This is a genomic window from Lacticaseibacillus zeae DSM 20178 = KCTC 3804 (genome assembly GCF_000260435.1).
GTDB lineage: Bacteria > Bacillota > Bacilli > Lactobacillales > Lactobacillaceae > Lacticaseibacillus > Lacticaseibacillus zeae.
Window position 1 is genome coordinate 33,470 of record NZ_BACQ01000052.1, and the last position, 19,179, is coordinate 52,648.

The 19,179-nt window shown below is 47.8% G+C and carries 20 protein-coding genes and 1 tRNA gene; 7 read left to right on the forward strand and 14 right to left on the reverse strand.

Translation table 11 applies throughout. From position 1 onward, the window contains the following. Window positions 1–133 precede the first annotated feature (133 nt). The 6 genes from GSO_RS10465 to GSO_RS10490 form a co-directional block, all read right to left on the reverse strand. Window positions 134–559: a NusG domain II-containing protein gene (locus GSO_RS10465; RefSeq protein WP_029345581.1), complete on the reverse strand. Its 426-nt coding sequence runs from the start codon at window positions 557–559 to the stop codon at window positions 134–136. 156 nt (window positions 560–715) lie between these two features. Beyond that, window positions 716–2,443 (reverse strand): thiol reductant ABC exporter subunit CydC, encoded by a 1,728-nt coding sequence (gene cydC, locus GSO_RS10470; protein ID WP_010491887.1) that lies wholly within the window; start codon window positions 2,441–2,443, stop codon window positions 716–718. Beyond that, window positions 2,424–4,166: a thiol reductant ABC exporter subunit CydD gene (cydD, locus tag GSO_RS10475; RefSeq protein ID WP_010491889.1), complete on the reverse strand. Its 1,743-nt coding sequence runs from the start codon at window positions 4,164–4,166 to the stop codon at window positions 2,424–2,426. Before cydD ends, cydC begins: the two co-directional genes overlap by 20 nt. Beyond that, window positions 4,163–5,176, reverse strand: coding sequence for a cytochrome d ubiquinol oxidase subunit II (gene cydB / locus GSO_RS10480; protein ID WP_010491890.1), 1,014 nt, complete (start codon window positions 5,174–5,176; stop codon window positions 4,163–4,165). The genes cydD and cydB overlap by 4 nt, the downstream gene beginning before the upstream one ends. Then, entirely contained in the window at window positions 5,173–6,597 is a 1,425-nt protein-coding gene (locus GSO_RS10485) for a cytochrome ubiquinol oxidase subunit I (RefSeq protein WP_010491892.1), read from the reverse strand. Before GSO_RS10485 ends, cydB begins: the two co-directional genes overlap by 4 nt. 232 nt (window positions 6,598–6,829) lie before the next feature. Further along, window positions 6,830–8,134, reverse strand: a complete 1,305-nt coding sequence (locus GSO_RS10490; protein ID WP_010491894.1) for a pyrimidine-nucleoside phosphorylase — start codon at window positions 8,132–8,134, stop codon at window positions 6,830–6,832. A 106-nt stretch (window positions 8,135–8,240) separates the two neighbouring features. Between GSO_RS10490 and add the strand changes: the two genes are divergently transcribed. Both add and GSO_RS10500 read left to right on the forward strand, forming a co-directional pair. Further along, a complete protein-coding gene (gene add / locus GSO_RS10495) occupies window positions 8,241–9,260 on the forward strand; it encodes an adenosine deaminase (protein WP_010491896.1) in 1,020 nt (339 codons plus the stop codon). A gap of 185 nt (window positions 9,261–9,445) precedes the next feature. Next, window positions 9,446–9,682 (forward strand): hypothetical protein, encoded by a 237-nt coding sequence (locus GSO_RS10500; RefSeq protein ID WP_010491898.1) that lies wholly within the window; start codon window positions 9,446–9,448, stop codon window positions 9,680–9,682. A gap of 2 nt (window positions 9,683–9,684) precedes the next feature. On the opposite strand, the gene GSO_RS10505 is transcribed toward GSO_RS10500, so the two are convergent. Beyond that, entirely contained in the window at window positions 9,685–10,173 is a 489-nt protein-coding gene (locus GSO_RS10505) for a hypothetical protein (protein ID WP_010491900.1), read from the reverse strand. Window positions 10,174–10,288: 115 nt separating this feature from the next. Between GSO_RS10505 and GSO_RS15925 the strand changes: the two genes are divergently transcribed. Beyond that, entirely contained in the window at window positions 10,289–10,468 is a 180-nt protein-coding gene (locus tag GSO_RS15925) for a hypothetical protein (protein WP_032958531.1), read from the forward strand. Between the two features lie 132 nt (window positions 10,469–10,600). Here the strand turns inward: GSO_RS15925 and GSO_RS10515 are convergent, their stop codons facing one another. The 3 genes from GSO_RS10515 to GSO_RS10530 all read right to left on the reverse strand — a co-directional run bounded on the left by GSO_RS10515 (window position 10,601) and on the right by GSO_RS10530 (window position 12,912). Then, window positions 10,601–11,521 (reverse strand): DMT family transporter, encoded by a 921-nt coding sequence (locus GSO_RS10515; protein ID WP_010491905.1) that lies wholly within the window; start codon window positions 11,519–11,521, stop codon window positions 10,601–10,603. A 29-nt stretch (window positions 11,522–11,550) separates the two neighbouring features. Then, window positions 11,551–12,165, reverse strand: a complete 615-nt coding sequence (locus GSO_RS10520; protein WP_010491907.1) for a DNA-3-methyladenine glycosylase I — start codon at window positions 12,163–12,165, stop codon at window positions 11,551–11,553. A 300-nt stretch (window positions 12,166–12,465) separates the two neighbouring features. Next, entirely contained in the window at window positions 12,466–12,912 is a 447-nt protein-coding gene (locus tag GSO_RS10530) for a universal stress protein (protein WP_010491909.1), read from the reverse strand. Window positions 12,913–13,222: 310 nt separating this feature from the next. On the opposite strand from GSO_RS10530, the gene GSO_RS10535 reads away from it, so the two are divergent. From GSO_RS10535 to GSO_RS10550, 4 genes are all read left to right on the forward strand, one after another. Continuing rightward, complete coding sequence (locus tag GSO_RS10535) at window positions 13,223–13,615, forward strand: helix-turn-helix domain-containing protein (RefSeq protein WP_010491911.1); 393 nt, start codon at window positions 13,223–13,225, stop codon at window positions 13,613–13,615. Between the two features lie 138 nt (window positions 13,616–13,753). Further along, window positions 13,754–14,542 carry a tyrosine-protein phosphatase gene (locus GSO_RS10540; RefSeq protein ID WP_010491913.1) on the forward strand — a complete coding sequence of 263 codons (789 nt, stop codon included), beginning with the start codon at window positions 13,754–13,756 and terminating at the stop codon, window positions 14,540–14,542. A 458-nt stretch (window positions 14,543–15,000) separates the two neighbouring features. Then, window positions 15,001–16,143, forward strand: coding sequence for a tRNA epoxyqueuosine(34) reductase QueG (gene queG / locus GSO_RS10545; protein WP_010491915.1), 1,143 nt, complete (start codon window positions 15,001–15,003; stop codon window positions 16,141–16,143). Between the two features lie 39 nt (window positions 16,144–16,182). Continuing rightward, window positions 16,183–16,548: a hypothetical protein gene (locus tag GSO_RS10550; RefSeq protein ID WP_010491917.1), complete on the forward strand. Its 366-nt coding sequence runs from the start codon at window positions 16,183–16,185 to the stop codon at window positions 16,546–16,548. A 94-nt stretch (window positions 16,549–16,642) separates the two neighbouring features. Here GSO_RS10550 and GSO_RS10555 read toward each other — a convergent pair whose 3' ends face one another. From GSO_RS10555 to GSO_RS10575, 4 genes are all read right to left on the reverse strand, one after another. Next, the gene (locus tag GSO_RS10555; RefSeq protein WP_010491919.1) at window positions 16,643–17,185 is read right to left on the reverse strand and encodes a biotin transporter BioY; all 543 of its coding nucleotides are present in this window, start codon (window positions 17,183–17,185) and stop codon (window positions 16,643–16,645) included. A 135-nt stretch (window positions 17,186–17,320) separates the two neighbouring features. Further along, a complete protein-coding gene (locus tag GSO_RS10560) occupies window positions 17,321–17,725 on the reverse strand; it encodes a MerR family transcriptional regulator (RefSeq protein WP_010491921.1) in 405 nt (134 codons plus the stop codon). Between the two features lie 17 nt (window positions 17,726–17,742). Beyond that, complete coding sequence (locus GSO_RS10565; protein WP_010491922.1) at window positions 17,743–18,591, reverse strand: aldo/keto reductase; 849 nt, start codon at window positions 18,589–18,591, stop codon at window positions 17,743–17,745. A 468-nt stretch (window positions 18,592–19,059) separates the two neighbouring features. After that, window positions 19,060–19,131 (reverse strand) — tRNA-Asn (locus GSO_RS10575). Between the last annotated feature and the right edge of the window lie 48 nt (window positions 19,132–19,179).

Genomic DNA, 19,179 nt, shown 5'->3' on the forward strand with positions numbered 1-19,179 from the left:
GCCATCGGTGTCGCAAACGACCTGCTAAACAACAGATTGTTTTTCCAGTTTACCATGAGAAAAACATATTTAAGCAGACATTTTTGAAATACTGCACCACATTTAGCAGCTTGTAAACGTTTAAGCCAACTGATTAAGGGTGTACCAGTCCGCCATCATCGCCGCTAGTGCCTTTACTCCCTTGCGCTGGCTTGATTTCAATCAGCAATTTATGCGGTAGGCAGATGCTTTGCTGCCCAATTTGGCTAATCCAGCCCGTATGCACCGCAATCTGATCTGGCGAATTATCTTCCTTGTCGCGAATGCGTGTGCCATCAACTTCGATAACATTGTACTGCCCCTTTGCAGGATACAGTGTAAACTGTTGGTGGCCTGAATGTGCATCCAGCTTAACACGTCGCTTCACGTGACCATTAATCGAAATAATCGCCACTTTTTGATCCGCGTTCACATGCGCCTCGGTCATCGAAAAAATCCCCAGTGGAATGAAGCATGCTATGAAGAGTATGACCACAATGACATAATCCAGTGGTCGTACATATTTTTTTAGCCAGTGCATGTTAGGTCACCTCGAATCGGTTTATCAGTTTCTTATTGTACGCGTTAACAACTAAAAATATGAAAAAACCAGCCGCACTCCAATCTAGGAATGCGGCTGGTTTGCGCCAATAAGTTTAGATGCAGTTTTTTTACTGCTAGGAAGTTTTTAAACGCCTCACCGCAACCCCGCATCCAGCGCATACAGATTCTGATACCGCTGATTCTGCTCAGCCAAATGCTGCGGCGTGTCATTCATCGTCAGCCGGCCATCTTCCAGGAAGACGACGCGATCGGTTTGGCTGACACCTTGCAGATGATGGGTGACCCAGAGAATGGTCTTCCCTTTTAGAACGGAGAACGTCGTATCCAGCAGCGCCTGTTCGGTAATCGGGTCCAAGCCAACGGTAGGTTCGTCCAGCAGTACGATAGGCGCATCCTGTAAAAGAATCCGCGCTAACGATAACCGCTGACGCTCACCACCGGAAAAGGCAAAGCCGGCTTCTTCGACACTGCTGTCCATACCATTGGGCAGTTGGGCAATGAGTTTGTCCAGCTTGACGGCTTTCAACGCCGCAGCGACTTCTTCATCGCTGGCATTTTCATTGCCCAAACGGACGTTATTAATAATCGACGTACTGAACAGAAATGGACTTTGATCTAGTACCGCGAACAAATTCGTGCGGTGTTCCTGATAGGTCAGCACATCCTCCCCGTCAATCAGCACTTGGCCGGTTGTCGGCGTTAAGTCACCCAAGACCAGTTGCAACAAGGTCGTTTTCCCCATGCCACTGGGACCGAGAATCGCCATTTTTTCGCCGGCGTAAACGGTTAAATCGATATCGGTGATCAATTCAGGATCGGTTGGCGTATAGCGGAAGCTAACCTGCTTCAGCTGAACGGTTTTAAAACTAGTCGGTACCGGTTGCTGTTTGGGCAATGCCCGCGTCACCGGGTGCAGATCATTGAGGTGCCGGATCGCATCTCGATAAGTCGGCCACTCACCGACGCCTTGGGCAATGCCGGAAAAGGCTTGATCAAGCGGAAAAACAACCAGTACGAAAGCGCCGACCCAGTTGGCACTTGCCTGACTGCCAGTCCATTCAAGGTTGGTCCAAATTAGCATACTGATGGTAATCAACACGAAGAGTAACTGGCCGACAAAGTCCCGTCCCCATTGGAAACGTTTGGATTTTGCAGTCGAAGCAGCCAGTTTTTTCGGTGCTGCCAAGCTTTGATCCAAAAACTCCTGACCACGATGGGTGATGACCCAATCGGATAGGCCAAGCACCGAGTCCGTCAGTGATACATAAGCATCATGGTTCAGTTGCTTTTGCTCAGCCTTGCGGAAGCGTTCAACCACTAGCCCCCACCAAGGAAGAATCAGGATCTGGAACAGTAGTAACAAGCAGATCCATAACGCAAAACCCCAGTTGAACCAGCCCAATAGTAACGTGGCAATCACCGTTAAGCCAGCGCCAACCACGGTCGGAAAAATCATCCGCAAATAGAGGTTCTGAATGTGGCCGATGTCATCTGCCAGTAATCCCAAAATATCACCGGTCTGGTGGTGTTCCGAGACAAATGCCGCATCGGTTTCCAGCACTTTGTATAACTTACGGCGCATATGGCTGGTAATCCGCAGCACCCAGTTGTGACTGGTTAAACGCTCAACATATTGGAAAACCGGGCGGCCAACCCCAAAGGCACGGGTCAGGACAACGGTCACATAAATCGCCGCAAATAAGGGTTTAGTGGCACTTTTATCAATTAAAAAGCCTGAGGTGAACATCAACGCGCCAGCAAACACGAACGTCATGACCCCAAGAACCAGCGACCAAAACAGTAGCCACCGGTAGCGTTTTAGATCAGGCCGGACCCAGTGTTCATTTTTCCACCAATGCATTGAATTCACCTCGCATTTCGTGTACCAGTGCCTGATATGGCTTAGAGTGGGCCGCTAGCTCGCTCGGTGTTCCTTCAGCAACGATCCGCCCGCCATCCACGACAATCACGCGATCCATTTGATTGAGCCAGTGCAGTCGGTGCGTGGCGAAGATGACCAGGCGATTTTTAAATAGCGGCACCAAAGTCTCCTTTAGCTCGGCTTCGGTTTCAATATCCAAATGGGCAGTCGGCTCGTCGAATAACCAGATCGACCGGTTGGTGTCAACCAGTGTTCTGGCCAACGCGATTCGCTGGGCCTGGCCGCCAGAAATTCCCCGGCCACCTTCACCGATGCGGGTGGCATACCCATCCGGCAACGTCTCGATCCAGTGACTCAAACCTGCCGCCGCTGCTGCTTGCCGAACTTCGTCATCCGAAGCACTGGGGCGATAAAAGCGAATGTTAGCGGCAATGGTATCCGCAAACAAATACGGATCCTGAGGAATATAACTCAAATGATCCTGCCAGGCGGCCTGCGTCAGATGCGGCACCTTGGTTCCCCGGACAGTGATCGTTGCGGATTGCGGTTGCAAAAAGCCGCCAATCAAATTCAACAATGTCGACTTGCCGGAACCGCTGGCCCCAATGATTGCTACCTTTTCCGGACCGGTAAACTGCAGATTGGCGTCATGAATTCCTGCACGTTTATCGTCGTACATGAAATCAAGATGCTGCATGGTTAATGTATCTTGATTCTGCCAACCGTCAAACGCCGGCAACACCTTGGTGTCAGTCGGCAACGGCTGGTCGATCACCTTCCAGATCGCGGCCATCGCGTTTTTACCGTTTAACGTTGCGTGGTAATCCGTGCCGAAATCACGAATCGGCATAAAATACTCCGGCGCCAGAATCAGCGCCACCATCGCTGGATATAGTGGAATGCCACCGTCCATAAGCTTAATGCCAAGAAAAACCGCAACAACCGCAATCGACAAGGTGGTAAAAAAGTCCAACGCAAAGGTCGACAACATGGCAATGCGTAAAACGCCCATGGTCTGCTTCCGGTAATCTTCCGAAACTTCATAAACGTTATTGGCGTACTGGCGACTAATGCCCATCAATTGCAGCGTTTTGAGTCCCCGCAGCGAATCAATGAAATGGTTGCTCATTTTCTGAAAACCGGCATACTGACTTTCCGACTTATCACGCGCTGCCAGTCCCAAAATCACCATGAACAAGATGATGATCGGAAACATAATCAGCAAGGTAAAGCCGGTCAACCAATTTTCATACCAGATATAGGCGACCAAAACCCATGGAATAATGCTCATGTTGAGAATTTTGTTTAAAATCAGTTCAATATAATTTTCGGCTTCGGGAATGCCGTCAAGCGCCATGGTGACCAGATTACCGGTGCCTTCTTTTGCCACTGCCGCTGGTCCTAATGCATACAAGTGCTTCAGCAATTGTTCTTGCAACCACGCAGACCCTTTCATGGCAAAGCGGGCACCGATGCGATTGCGCACCCACACAATGAGCTGCCGCACGGTAAATGCCAGTGCAAACAGCCCCAAAGGCATCCATAACCCGGCTAAACTTTGACGATTCCAGGAATGGACGATCCCTTCTGCAAGAAACTTTCCTTGCAATAAAATAACAAAAGCTTGCACGAGCGCAAACCCGGCAAGCATTGTCATTGTTTTCCTCATTCCCGATAAGCGCATGAGCGTCTTATCGATCATTCACTAACCGCTCCTTTTGCTTGAATACGTTTGTGGAAGACAACGTAACTCCAGATGAAGTAGATTAAGGCAATTGGCAACAGGATAACTGCCACGATGGTCATGATGGTGAGGGTCAAGGAGCTGGCACTGGCATCTTTTGCAAGAATGGACATGGCTGCATCCTGCCCGATCATGACACGTGGGAATAAGCCATTGAAGATGACGCCAACGACGCCAACCAGTCCAATCGCACTTCCGACAAAGGAAAGCACTTCATTATCCTTCAATACCCCGATATGGGCAGCGACCGTTGAGCCGACAATCACAACCAAAATCAGCAACGTGCTGATAGGACGCTCCTTGAAGAAGTCGGTCATAAAGAACAGCAGAAGTGCGAATACAACTTCACCGGCATATAGCAGATAATACAGCTTGCTATTCCAATCGCGCGCACGCTTGCGTAAATCACCGGTTGTCTTCAGGCGAATGAAGTTCAACCCGTGCATCAGCATCATCAACGTCACCGCGACACCACCAACGATGGTCAGAAGATTAATCTGATTACCCAACGTCGGATAAACATCGCCAGCCTTGGTAATTGGTAGCGGCTGGATAATCGCAGTGAAAATCATCCCTAACACAAACGGCGGAATCAAACTGCCGCAAGCCAGCGCCCAGCGCCAGATATTGCGACCAGTTTTGGTCTCGGCGTGTGCCGCAAACTCAAAGGACACACCACGAACAATCAGCCCAAACAAAACGATGAAGAACATGATGTAAAAGCCGGAGAACAAGCTTGCGTACCACATTGGATAGGAAGCAAACATCGCACCGCCAGCGGTGATCAGCCAAACTTCATTACCATCCCAATGCGGACCGATCGTTGCCACCAACTGATCTTCTTCGCTCGTGTTGCGCGCTAACAGTTTGGTTGACATGCCAACGCCAAAGTCGAAGCCTTCAAGTACGAAGAAACCGCTGAACAGGACGAACAATAAAAAGAACCATAAAATCTGTAACCAGCTCATTTTGCGAACGCCTCCTTAGCTAACGGATCGCTGTTGACCCCATAATCGGTGTTCAAATCGCCTTCTGGTCCTTTCTTCAAAACGCGGTGTGAATAGTAAATCATGACACCGCCGAGTAAGGTGAAGATCAGGAAGTAGCAAATGTTGGTGAACAGCAACTGACCGGCTGTCGTGGTTGGCGAAACCGCATCGGCGATCGTGTACAATCCGTAAACAACCCACGGATAACGACCTAACTCAGTGATGAACCAGCCAGCCGTGTTAATGATAAATGGCAGCCATAGTGCAAAGCCGAGAATGTATAGCAGCCAACGTTGATTCAACAACGTATCCTTCTTCTTGCGACCGAACCAAAGACCTAAGACACCAAGCAGGAATAGCAGAACACCGCCACCGGCCATGACCCGGAAGCTCCAGAACAAGGTCTTAACCGGTACATAGTAGTCTTTGTCTTTACCATACTTAGCTTGAAGTTCTTTGTTAGCCGTCTCCATGCCTTTAACCGAACCGTTCATTTTGTGGTAGGACAACAGGCTCAGCAAATATGGCACTTCAATATTGCCACTCGTCGTGTGATCTTTGGTATTGATCAACTCAACCAACGTCCACGGTGCCGGATCACTGGTATCTTTGTAAATCCCTTCGGTAGCCGCAAACTTCATTGGCTGATCTTTGATAATGAATTGCGTCTGCAAATCACCAAAACCGATCGCGCACGCAGAAGCGATGGTGCCGACTACCAAACCGACTTTAAGTGACTTCTTGTAAAAGTCGACCTGATCCTTCTTCAGTAACCGCCAAGCAGCCATGCCCGCAACGGCAAACCCGGCTGTAGTGAAGGCACCAAAGATAACATGCGGAAATTCAACCCACAACTGCGGATTCGTGATCACGGCACCAAAGTCAACCAACTTGACCCGTCCTGTGGTTTGACTGATCGCAAAGCCAGTTGGGTGCTGCATAAAGGCATTTGCTGAAAGAATCCAAATTGCCGATAACGTGGTACCTAACCAGGTCATCCAAATAAAGATAGCATGTACAGCTGGCTTGAAGCGATCCCAAGTAAACATCCACAAACCGATGAACGTCGATTCCATAAAGAATGCCAGCAGCGCTTCAATCGCCAGTGGCACCCCGAAGATGTCCCCCATGAATCGTGAATAGTTCGACCAATTCATGCCGAACTGAAATTCTTGAATAATGCCGGTAACGACCCCTACGGCAAAGCTGAGCAAGAAGATCTTGCCCCAGAACTTGGCCATCTTCTTATATGTCTCATTCTTTTTGCGCACATATAGCGTTTCCATAATGGCGGTCACAAGGCCCATACCAATTGAAAACGGCACGAAAAAGAAATGGAAAACGGTCGTCATCGCAAACTGAAAACGTGCAAGCGATAATACGTCCATTGCCATTAGCATATGTTTCTCCTCCTTCAATAGATTCATTACAATCTAAGTATACCCCGATATTTATTTTTTAAAAACCAAAAACCCAAAAAACAAGATGGAAATCATGCTTCTCACATTTTTTCAAATCACAAGGGTGTTATGATATTGGCCGACACGCCCGTCCGCAAACGCTTCCCAGACGTTCTGTTTTCTATCTTTTTCACGACTGTAGAAATAATCCATCTGTTTGTGAAAATAAACGTCACGGGCGAATAATTTCATGAATGAGCGGTGACTTTTTCGGCGCTGAGGAGCCAATGTGATAGGCTTTTTGGACTAGTCCAACAATATCGGCGACATTTTTCGTATCCGTGTGCAACATCACAAGCGTATCGCCTTTCGACACCGGTGTTCCCAGTTTCTTGTGCAAAACCAATCCGACTGCTAAATCCAAAACGTCATCTTTTTTGGCCCGCCCACCACCGAGCTGCATCGCTGCTAGGCCAAGCGCATTCGTATCAATTTGATCGACAACGCCGCTTTCATCGGCAGTCACGGGAATCCGATACTTGGCTTGCGGTAATTTTCGCGGATCGTCAACGACAGCGGGATCGCCGCCTTGTGCTTGAATTAATTGCTTAAATGCACTCAAAGCGCGCCCGTCCCGCAAAGCGTCTTCGGCTAAGCCGCTGGCAATTTCCAAGTTAGGTGCCTTGCCGCCTAGTACCAACATTTGCGCTGCTAAAGCCACGGTCAGATCATGCACATCACGCGGCCCGCGATTTTTCAGTACCGCAATGGATTCGGCAATTTCCAGACTATTCCCGATCGTAATCCCAAGTGGCTGATTCATGTCAGTCAATAAGGCAACGCTTTTGACGCCAGCACTCTTGCTGATGCTAACCAAAGCCTTGGCTAAGGCCCGTGCATCTTTGATCGTTTTCATGAACGCACCATTGCCGACTTTGACATCGAAGACTAAGGCATTGGTGCCGCTGGCCAGTTTTTTGCTCATGATGGAGCCGGCAATAAGTGGTATCGATTCCACAGTGCCCGTCACATCACGCAACGCATAAATCCGGCGATCCGCTGGGGCAACTTCGCGGCTAGCGCTGACAATCGCTTCGTGGATCGTCTGCACCTGCTTTTTAAACTCTGCCTCGGTTTCGGTGACGTTGAAACCGGGGATACTCTCGAGCTTATCAAGCGTCCCCCCTGTATGGCCAAGCCCGCGACCGGAAATCATCGGCACCGGCACGCCTAAGCACGCAACCAGCGGCGCCAACGGAATACTGATCTTGTCGCCTACCCCACCGGTGCTGTGCTTATCGACCTTAATGCCAGGAATTTCGCTGAGATCAAGAACATCGCCGGAGTGCAGCATTGCAAACGCAAAATGGTTGCGTTCGGCATCCGTCATGCCATTGAAGTAAACCGCCATTAAAAATGCACTCATCTGATAGTCAGGAATCTTGCCAGCAGTATATTGTTCAATCATCCAGGTCAGCTCATCATTTGTCAGCTCACCTCGATCGCGTTTCTTCGTGATCAAATCGACCATGCGCATCTTTTATCACCCTTACCTTTAATTCGGTTCCTATAACTATTGTAACGCGTTAGCTGCTGCCTATGTTAAACTCAAGTCATTCTAGGCTTTAACAAAGGAGAAACCGATGGACTTCGACACGCTACATGCTTTAGGTAAAACGGAACTGCACTGCCATCTTGACGGCTCATTATCGCTAAGATGCATTCGCCAACTCGCCAAAATGATCAATCGCCCTTTGCCGGCCTCCGGTGACGCCTTGCGCCAAGTCGTTCAGGCGCCGGCCGATTCTGAAAATCTGGCTGATTATCTCAAAACTTTTGACTTTGTTGCCCCACTGCTCCAGACCAAAAAAGCTTTACAATTGGCGGCTTTCGATGTTGTCGCCCAGGCGGCGGAAGAAAATGTTCGGTATATCGAAATCAGATTTGCCCCAGCGTTCTCAATCAGCGGCGGCTTGTCTTTAAGTGAAGCAACCGAGGCTGTCATCGAAGGTCTGCACCAGGCCATGACCAAGTTCGACATTGTTGCTAAAGCGCTTGTCTGCGGCATGCGCCAGTTGCCCAATGCTGATAATCAAGCCATGTTTCGTGCCAATGCTGCGCTGCTAGGTAACGGGTTGGTCGGCGGCGATTTTGCCGGCAACGAGGCTGATTTTCCCACCAGCGTGTGCGCTCCGGCGATCAAAACTGCGCAAGCGCTCGGCGTTCCATTAACTTTTCACGCCGGCGAATGCCACTGTCCGCAAAATATTGCCGAAGCTATCTTCCTCGGCATTCCGCGAATCGGTCACGCCACTGCCTGCTTCGATCAACCAGACCTCATTCAAAAGATCGTCCAGACCCATACCACGATCGAACTGTGCCTGACCAGCAACCTGCAAACCAAAGCGGCCCGGTCACTAGATGAGTTCCCGTATCAAGCACTCAAAGCTGCCGGTGCTGCTATCACCATCAACACCGACAACCGCACTGTTTCCAATACGACTCTGACCCACGAGTACGAACTGTATCAAACCTACTTTAAAACCACCGCTGCAGACTTCTTGGCCTTCAATTTAAACGCCATTAACGCCGCGTTCATTCCCGAACCGGCCAAGCAAACATTGCGCAACCGGCTGCATCATGATTATGCGGCTTATCTTTAGGTTGATAGGCATTTGGGTTAAGACCGCAAACTCCGCCAGTCTGTTCCTTAAAGCCCTTAACCATTACTTAAGGGAAAAGCCACAACTTCATCATCAATTTTCCCCAGATTCATCCCGGTTGATTCGTGATATTACCACATGGTCTGGTTATGCTGGTTTTATCAACAAATGAAAGGATGATTCTTATGTTGATTAACCAAACTGACTTTATTGCAACCCAGTTGCAGCAAATTGTTTACCCTAACATTAACGCCATCACTGAAACCGGCGTTCCCATTACGATTACAACGAATAAAAAACAGCGCGACGACCCTGCATTTTGGCAAAGCATCAGCGCTATTTTAAGAGCCCATCTCTGGGTTCCGGTTTCGAAAAAATATCATGAGTTAACCGACCATGACTGGCTGGCAACGCCTGCGTAGTCTTAAGACTGGTGGTTAGCGAATGCGGTGGCTGCCAGCACAAGTGTGAGAACGGCGTCTGGGGATAAGGCCTTGCTGACCGTCTCAATGTGGCCACTGGTTGCGACTGCTCCGATGACCTCCAGCCCATACTTCACGATGTTGAGATCGCGTTGAGGTGCATAACCACCATCGAAAACCGGTTCGTGGTTATATGTAAAATTCAGTTGATCATCTTTAATGGAGCCATCAACGTGATTGACCATAATGCGATCGTGAGTAGCCGTCAGGGGTGCCTGATCGTCTGGTAGATTCAATTTGTGATCTGACTCAGTTGTGTAATAGTCGGTCTGTTTCATGTGCAGGTATTTCTCAGCCGGCTTTTTGAGCACTTTCAAATAATCCACAATGGCATATACCTTCGTGGGATCCAGTTGGGTGGTTTTGGCCATCAGCTCATCGTTATGCGCTTCAAGCCAGTCTGCTAAATTACTAATACTAAACTGATCCATACTGTGCCTCCATCTTCATTGCTGATTCATACGCCAGTATAGCATGGACGCGCCATCTAATGTAGGTGATTGTCATAAACCTGTGACATTTCAAGTTATATAATGGAGTCGGGAGATGAGCACGATGCTAAGCAATCAAAAACCGTATCCGATCATTGATTATTTAGGCCGCCCTATCCGACTGCAATTATTTGTCACGTACCGACTACGCATAAAAAATGGCTATATCCTGGCATTACGGCGTAACCAACACCAACAGGCACTGCCGAATCTCCTGGTCAAACACGCAAGTTAAAGTTGTCGACTGGCGATATCGATTCGTCCAATCGCCTTCAGATCAAACGACCCTAGAGGCAAAACAAGTCTCTAGGGTCGTTTACGTTTTAGCCGCTGTTGATCACCAACTGACTCTCAAATCAAAAATGGTTCATTCATCGGGTCGTTTTTCCAGCTTAGGTCCACGTGGTGTCACAATTGCCATCATGGCAACTGTCAAAATAATCAGCACCCCGCCCAGCACTTCGGCAAACCCTAGATGCATATGCAGGAAGGCTACCGATACAAGTGTTGCGCCCAACGGCTCGAACGCATCCAGTAAGGTTGCTGCTGTTGGCGAAATAAACTGTAGGCTGGCAAGGTACACCGAATAAGCGATAATCGTTCCGAAAATCACAATAAACCAGTAACCGGCCCAGCCAGCGGCATCAAGATGCGGTATTTGTTTCCAAAAGGGATCAAACGCATCAACCAGGAATCCGCCTAACAATTGCGCCCAGGCTGTCACCACAATTGGTGAGTGCCGTTTTAAAAGTCCTGCCGGCAATAACGTATACGCGGCTGCAGCCAAGGCGGCCATGATGCCCCAAAAGAAAGCCGAAGGGGAAATCGCCAAATGTGTCAGCCGGCCCTTAGTCACAACTAGTGCTGTCCCCAGCATAGCCATGCCAATCGTCAGTAAATCAATCCGACGCGGTTTTTCCCGCAATCGAAGTGCAAGAAAAACCAAGACCACGACCGGTGAAAGATACTGTAAAATCGTCGCGGTTGCGGCATTCGCCACGGCAACGGCCTTAAAATAAATATACTGCATGCCGATCATGCCAAATAACACAAAAATAATCAGCTGCAACGCATCACGCCGATTGCGCCACGGTGCCATGATGGCCGACCGATCTTTCCAAAAGGCCACCGCCATCAACACAACACCGGCAATCAGCATTTTCGAGCTAATTAACCAAGACACCTTGATGCCTTTATCAAACAGGGACTCGCTTACCGGGCCGGAAATACCCCAAAAACTTGACCCCATGATGGCTAGAAAAATCCCCCACAAGCGGATGCGTTTCAACGCCCTTGCCCCTTCTTGCGCTGATTGGATCAGTCTTCCATAACAACATGATCGTCAATTAATCCTGTGCCTTGCAAATAATTATACACGATTACCGGGCCGACGAAGGCAAAGCCGTGTTTTTTCATATCTTTGGCAATCTTCACCGACAGTGCGCTTTTAGTCGGTATCTCCGCTAGTGATTTGGGGCGGTTAACCAATGGCTTGCCGTCAACAAAGGCCCACAAATAATCATTTAAGCTGCCATACTCGGCCTGAATTTTTAAAATAGTGCGCGCGTTGGTAATCGTCGCTTCAATTTTCATGCGGTTGCGAATGATGTCGGCACGTTTTAACAAAGCATCCACATCTGGTTCATCCATCGCTGCCACTTGTTTAATATCAAAATGATGGAAAGCATCCTTGAAGGCAGCCCGCTTGCGTAACACGAGTTCCCAGTTTAAACCTGCCTGAAAAATTTCCAACGATAACAACTCAAATAGTTTTTGATCATCGTGAACCGGCACGCCCCATTCATGATCATGATAAGCGCGTAATTCCGGTGACATTTTGGCAACCCAATCCGTATAGCGTTTGCGTTCCTGATAGCGACGCAATGCTGCTTCCGTTTTAGCCTCTGCAGTTCGATCGCTTGTATCTGCCATTTCCAAATGACCTCCAAATCTTTGCTAATTGGTTATAGATACATTACGCCGCGATCTGTCAGAATGCCAGCAGTCACTCTCAAGTTATTGGATTTGTTTGTAACGCTTTCAACTTTATGATTGGCATAACGCGTTCGCCAGCCCAGAAACCTGCGTGTAAGGACCTCGGTCGCAATGGCAAAGAACGCCATCACGCCCAAGGCCACTTACACTCCAGTTTCTAACCGGGCTGGTTCACGCTCACCAAAAAAAGGTAACCATCAGCGATTCAACGTCGCCGATGCCTACCTTACCAAAAGCTTATTTAGTTTTAACGATGAGCACATCGCATGGCGCGGTGCGGTTCACGTATTCGGTTACCGAACCGACCAGCACCCGCTCGACTGCGTTCAGCCCAGTGGCGCCAATGACGATCAGATCGTTGTGGTGGTCATGTGGAAAGTCAGTGGCGATAACCGTCTTGGGATTGCCAAAACGAATGTGGATGTCAATATCGGTCAGTCCTGTACTTTTAGCTTCTTCTTTCAAATTCTCTAAGTATTCCTGCGCATCTTGCGTCAGCTGATAAACCGCATCACCGGATATCATACCGCCATAGCTGCCGATAAACTGCTTGGTGTCAAGCACATTCAAAACATCCAAGTGGGCTTGGTTGGCCATCGCAACTTTAACAGCCTTACTGAAAGCTAACTCGGCTTCCTTTGACCCATCTACGGGTACAAGTAAGCGATCATATTCTTGGTCCATTCCGCTCACATCCTAACTTTCTTATTAACTTAAGCATAGAACGGTGAGGAAACGAATACAAGAAATAAATTTGGTCTTAACATGGTAATCGATCACCATACCATGGTAAAATATACATCAGTACCAACCTTGAGGCGTCAACGTGGCAGGTCAAAGAACCGTCAATCAAAATTTATTTAAATATATTTTGATTTTGCGGTTCAATGATTGATTTAATACGTAATGATGCTATATTATAGTGAGTAAGCTTGTATTCTTAATTTTTAAGAATTCGGCGTCACACAAGAAAAAAAGAAGCGTGGTGAAATTTATGATTACAAATGGTGTTGGCAGTGTCTTGCGGCAAATCCGTAAGAGTCGTGGCGAATCAATTGTTGAAGTTGCCAAGGCAACGCACACGTCCCCTGCAAGCTTTACCAAGTGGGAGAACGATCAGACAATTCCAAGCGAACGCAGTATTCGAAAGCTTGCTGAATACTATGATGTCGATCCGCTTGATTTGTTAGGCGTTGCATATCCTGACAAGTACGCGAAACAAAAAGAGCAGGAAAAAGCAGCTGCAGAGGGTTCGACCATTCGGATTGAAGATCTGATCGGTAATAATTCCGTTTTGACCTACAATGGTTCCCCGCTTAGTTCTGGAACCAAGTCCCTTGTGGCAGCCTTCATTACCGGTTTAATTATTTCTCAACCGGAAGAATAGTTGCTTTGCGTTACACTAGGAGTCGTCTGCGGGCGGCTCTTTTTATCTAGTCATTATGAAAACGCTTCAGCCCGTTGCCGGTCACCATCAATGTCGCGTATACTAGGGTCAAACGTTTTCACGATGGAGGAATTAAATTTGGCACCTTATGTTCTTAATATTAAACACGGCTTAAATTTTCGCGAGCTTGGCGGGTATCGGACCAAATCCGGCCAGGTGATTAAATCTCACAAAATTATCCGCTCGGCAAAACTAAGTGAATTATCTGATGAGGATTTGGATTATTTGGCCGATTATGGACTGATTTCCGATGTGGACTTTCGCTCGCCCGAGGAACAAGCGGCCGAGCCCGATCGCTATCCGAACGTCGCTGAATACCACTTCGTCCCTGTCTTCCCAACCGACGAAACCAAAAGCAGCGAACAGGCTGATGCCCTGCAAAAGAGTTTCTCCCGCGATCCGCACGCTGGTTTCGAGAATATGGTCAAAACTTACGCCGATATTGTCAAAATGCCGTCCGCCCAAAAAGCCTATCGTCAATTTTTCGATATTCTGTTAAGTAACGACAGCGAAAACGGCGCTGTGCTGTTCCACTGCACAGCAGGTAAAGACCGTACCGGTATGGGCGCCGTTTATCTGCTATCGGCTTTGGGGGTCGATGGTCATACGATTCGGCAAGATTATTTGGCAACCAACGACCTGATTCAGCCGATGGTCGAAAAGAATCTTGCTGCGGCACGCAAACGCGGCGCAACGGATGCGTTGCTCGCTAACATTCGTGACCTCGGTACCGTTTCGGGTGCCTTTCTCGACAGTGCACTGGCGACCATCGACGAAGAGTACGGCGGCATGAAAAATTATCTGCAAGACGCTCTGCAACTCACGCCGGCGGAAAAGCGCGACCTCCGGGAACTCTATCTTCAGTAATTAGCGATAAATTCGTCACAATCTGTTCACATTTTTCCGATATGTTAGCAGCGTCGTGAAAAAGCGATGTTCCGCCTCCTGTTCTTTTAACGAAAAACGTTGTCTGGCAATGGCTGGATAACGTTTTTTTGTGAGCGCGAACAGGAACGTTTAGAAATCGGAGTGTAAGTGGCCTTGAAGCCCAAATGGCTGGGCTTCAAGGCCATTTGGATTTCAAGGTCCATACCCGTAGATTTCTGCGACTGCAAGCGCGTTATAGAAATCGGAAGCAAAACCTCACTAGGCCCTCAATTGTACGAATGGCAAAGAATGGTCTTTGTCCATCACGCCCGAAGTCTTTACACACAGGCTCCTGCGCCAGTAACCGCGTTAAGAGGCGTCGGAGCGTTCTGCAATTTTGCTTTCCCGCCACCGTTTCGCTAAAATAATGACATCATCAATGTTAGGAGGTTGGCGGCATGGATCTTAAGGAAACGATCAAAAGCCACGCGAAGGATTTGGGGATCGATAAAATCGGCTTTACCACAGCCGATGATTTTGCTGCATTAAAACCCAGTTTGCTGGCTCAAAAAGCCGCTGGCCATACAACCGGATTCGAACACCAAAATCTGGATGAACGGTTATATCCTGACAAGATCTTTGACCAGCCGCAGAGTATCATTGCCATTGCGCTGGCTTATCCATCCAAAATTCATGACCGTCCACCTCGCACCGGTCCTAAACGCGGTCGCTTTGCGCGGGCTAGTTGGGGCATTGATTATCACACCGTTTTGGATCGCAAGATGGACGCATTAATGCAATTTATCAAAGACACGGCTGCGACGGATACAGCCATCCGCTTCAAATCCATGGTCGACACTGGAGAATTAATCGATGTCGCCGTCGCCCAGCGCGCCGGGCTTGGTTTTATCGGCAAAAATGGCCTGCTAATCACGCCTGAATTTGGTTCCTATGTCTATTTAGGCGAAATCATCACGAATATTAAATTCGCACCGGATGAACCGATGGCTTGTCAATGTGGGACGTGTACCCGCTGTATTGACTTTTGTCCGCCCAAGGCACTGCTAGGCGATGGGCGGATGAACGGTCAGCGGTGCCTGTCTTACCAAACTCAAACAAAGGGTTACATGGATCCGGAATTTCGGCCGATGATTCGCAATGTCTTGTACGGCTGTGATATCTGCCAACAGGTCTGTCCGTTTAATAAAGGCAAAGATTTTCATATACATCCCGAAATGGAACCTGATCCCGACACCGTGATGCCGGAATTAATTCCCATGCTAACGCTAAGCAATAAAGGCTTTAAGACCCGCTTCGGTAAACTGGCCGGGGCATGGCGCGGGAAAAAGCCGCTGCAGCGTAACGCCATCATTGCATTAGTTAACCTTCATGATCGCAGTGCTGTTCCGCACCTACTTGAGGTCATTGAAAACGACCCCCGCCCCATGATCAGGGCAACGGCCGCGTGGGCTATTAGCGAACTGGCCGCTGCTCCCACAGCTGAACTCACGACATTTTTGAAAAATGCCCAGGCTAAGGAAACCACCGAAGAAGCTCGCACCGAGTTTCAAAAAGCAATTGATCGAATCGTCCAACGCTGAGCATGTTATAATAAAGTATAAGAATGAGAGGTGCCCACATTGAAATTATATCAAGGACTGACACAGGTGCAGGTCAACGAAGAGATGGCCGATGATGCGCCAGACTTCAACATTACAACCGATCTGGTTAAACCGTTACACTATTCGCCATCAGAATTGTACCGTTATTTAGATGCTGTTCTAAAACCCGGCAGCCGTCACGATCAAAATAATCTTAAATATGTCACGGATGCCGCGTTTATCGGCGAAAACTTTGATTTCAATTCGGTGCCTTTTACGGCCAAGTTGAAGGATTTTGAATCCAAAATGGCGTTTGCCCGAAATCTCGTGAGTGACCTCAATCGCCACGTTTCGGTTAATATTAATACAAAAGATCATGCTTTTGAACTGTTGTTCGTTGATTAAAAGCCTGCAAAAACATAGCTCCGTTCGAAAAAAGTACCCTGATTCCCCACCATGCATTGACACGGTGGTAATCAAGGTACTTTTTTGTACTAGCTTACTTTGAATTCAACGCAGGCATCACAGCCGTTAATTGTTGAACCACCAAAACGCTGAGCGCCATTTTAAGCAGATCACCTGGAATATAGATCAAAACACTCAAAAGCGCCGGAACAAATGTCATATTCGTCGTCGCAGCCAACCACGCGGCGCCCAACAATTCCGTCAGCAGCACGCCGCCCAACGTCATCCCAAGGGCTTTGGTCACCCAAGAATCTTGCTTAAGGTAATGGGTAATGCCGGCATAGGCCAGCGGTGTTAGCAACCAGCCATACATGAAGCCGGCAGTCGGCCCCATGAAGACGGCGATACCGCCGCGACCACCAGTTAATACGGGTAAGCCAAGCGCGGCCAGAGCCAGCAACATGCCAATTGTGATCGTTGCCGACCGTGTCGGTAACAACATGGCCACCAACATGACGCCCATGTTCTGCAAAACAATCGGCACACCTAGAAAACCAACTGTCATCGGTGGCGCAAATGCCAATCCGATTAAGACTGCCAATAATAGCCCCATACGTGTTAGAATTTTTGTTTGCATGAAGTCACCATTCCCGTTCTATATTTTACTTAGAATACCATACCGTAACGGCATGCAGCATCAAAATTCGTTCAGAGCATGTCTTTTTTGTGTTCTTTTTCAAGAAAAGCTGTTTTTTAGCTAAAATAATCCGTGCTACTTTTCATCGGCCAATTTGCCTTCATAAGCCAATTTCTCGTTTTCATAGCTAAGCATGTGATCTTCAAAGTGATCGATCTTGTAGTCTAGGTACCGAAGTGTCTTGTTAATATTGTCACGCTGCGCCATTAAATGATCGCGCTGTTCGATGAACAAAGACTTTCTAGCAGCAATCGTCTGGTCGCCTTCACGTAAAAGTTTAACAAATTCAGAAAGCGCCTCAATCGACATCCCTGCTTTACGAAGAATCATGATGTAATAAACCCAATTCAGCGCATGTTCATCATACTCACGATACCCACTTGCGTTACGCGCAATATCGGGCAATAACCCGATACGCTCCCAATAACGCAACGTGTCTTTCGTCAGGTCAAACTTCTTACTAACCTCATCAATCGTCATAACAAGCTCACCTCGTCTTATTTAATGCGCCTACCAACAATCTTCATTTGCGCCTCAGGGTCACGGTGATCGAAGAACTGACTTTCCTTCATGTCTAAGCCGGCAATTTTCCCCATATCATCATCGTTCAATTTAAAATCGAAAATGTTAAAGTTCTCGATCATCCGATTTTTATGAACGGATTTAGGGATTGCCACAATACCACGTTGAGTCAGCCATCGTAAAATGACTTGCCCAACTGACTTGTTGTATTTGGCGCCAATTGCCGCTAATGTCGGATTTTTGAAGATATCGTGCTTCCCCTCCGCAAAGGGTGCCCATGCCTCTGGTTGGATGTCGTTGTTTTGCATAAATTTGACAGGTTCAAGTTGCTGATCCCAAGGATTAACCTCAATTTGATTCAGCGCAGGCGTCACATCGTTGAAAATTGCAATATCAGTCAATTGATCCGGCTCAAAATTAGACACACCAATTGCTCGAATTTTGCCTTCTTTATACAACTCCTCCATGGCGCGCCACGATCCGTGAACGTCTCCCCAAGGTTGATGGATTAAATACAAGTCAAGATAATCCAGCTGCAGTCGATCGAGCGAGGCTTGAAACGCCTTCTTGGTTGCCGCGTATCCCGTATCAGTCAACCAAAGCTTGGTTGTAATAAAAAGATCCTGACGATCAACACCACTACGTTTGATCGCTCGGCCAACTGCTTCTTCGTTACCGTATGCTTGGGCAGTGTCGATCAACCGATAACCTGATTCAATCGCATCCAAAACTGCCTGTTCAGCAACATTGAGATCTGTAACCTGAAAGACGCCAAAGCCGAGGATCGGCATATCGACACCGTTGTTTAATTTAACTGTTTCCATAAAAGCTTGCTCCTTATTTTTTGGTAAACCGGTGGAACCGAACTTTCAGTTTCTGTCAACGACTGTAATGTTGACTGATGTTGTGGACGTACCAGATAAGTTCAGTCCTTTTCTACTGTCAAATAACCTGCGATTCCCAAATGATATACAGAAAAATGTCATGCATTCCGATTTGGATGTTTCACTAGGCATACTTGAACTCATCATCAATAACTTAAAAATTGTAAGAAATATCAATATTCAGACGCTGTTCTTCAACAACACCTTTATGATAAACCTTTGTCTGAACTCCAAGGCAACAATAGTTATCATATTTTCTTTCGAGCGAATGCCAGTCTTAGTCAGCTTCAAAAAATAGAACCCATTTCATTAAATCCGGACCCAGTCTGAACACAATCAGCAGTGATAAATCTTTATGAAAATCTGCAAAAAAATAGCTGTGAACTTTATATCGTTCACAGCTCAGTCCTGCCCAGGCTGGATTCGAACCAGCGACCCTTTGATTAACAGTCAAGCATTCTACCACTGAACTACTGGGCAATTAACATGTCTATTATATTCTCATGTTTCTTAGCAGAATGCAATACT